This is a genomic window from Enterovibrio sp. FF113 (assembly GCF_041439165.1).
In the GTDB taxonomy this organism is placed as follows: domain Bacteria; phylum Pseudomonadota; class Gammaproteobacteria; order Enterobacterales; family Vibrionaceae; genus Enterovibrio; species Enterovibrio norvegicus_A.
Window position 1 is genome coordinate 1 of record NZ_JBGONO010000021.1, and the last position, 777, is coordinate 777.

Annotated in this window: 1 protein-coding gene and 1 tRNA gene; both read left to right on the forward strand. The window is 41.4% G+C overall.

What is annotated here, in order from left to right; genetic code table 11:
* Positions 1 to 450: 450 nt before the first annotated feature.
* Positions 451 to 591 (forward strand): hypothetical protein, encoded by a 141-nt coding sequence (locus ACED36_RS16365; protein WP_016959520.1) that lies wholly within the window; start codon positions 451 to 453, stop codon positions 589 to 591.
* A gap of 76 nt (positions 592 to 667) precedes the next feature.
* Positions 668 to 744, forward strand: a tRNA-Trp gene (locus ACED36_RS16370).
* The last annotated feature ends 33 nt before the right edge of the window (positions 745 to 777 follow it).

Genomic DNA, 777 nt, shown 5'->3' on the forward strand with positions numbered 1-777 from the left:
CCGGCCTGTCACGCCGGGGGTCGCGGGTTCGAGTCCCGTCCGCTCCGCCATTTATTAAAAAGCCTCGTCAGAAATGACGGGGCTTTTTATCGTTTATGCTCATCAGAAAGTCTTACACAATTTTGATCGTTACACCTTCGTATAGTCCCATACACTCCAGTATCAATTAAAAACCTTGTTAGAAATTTTTCTGTAGATTCCCTTGGGCACTGTCTATATCTTCGAGTACGCATTTTTATTAATGATGTCACTAATAGTTTGATTTATCGTGGTATGACGTCTAAAACTTGTTGTATAGAAATCCATACCATAAGTGATCAGTGTTTATTTATTGCATATTACGCTATGCAACTATCGAATTGAGTCGCGCGGGTTCTTACTATTGAGAGTTTTTTTTTATACCATCACGGTATTATCAAACTTATATTTAACGGCTTGGGGAATCATCAAATGAATGATTTATCAGCATTAATTCAAATGACGTTACTTTGTACAGCAGTCGCAACGGCGGTAGCTGGGCCTGCAGTTATAGCATTGCTCGTATTTAATAAGTACAAACAAAATCTTGCCGAAAAACACGACATTGCCTAATTCCTGTTCAGTTGGAGCATGAAGCTTTACTAAACCCTAGCTATTTTGCTGATTGTCGTTAAAATAGCGTTCGTATAGGGGTGTAGCTCCAATTGGCAGAGCAGCGGATTCCAAATCCGCGTGTTGGGAGTTCGAATCTCTCCACCCCTGCCACATTCAAGGCCTCGACAGCAATGTCGGGGCTTT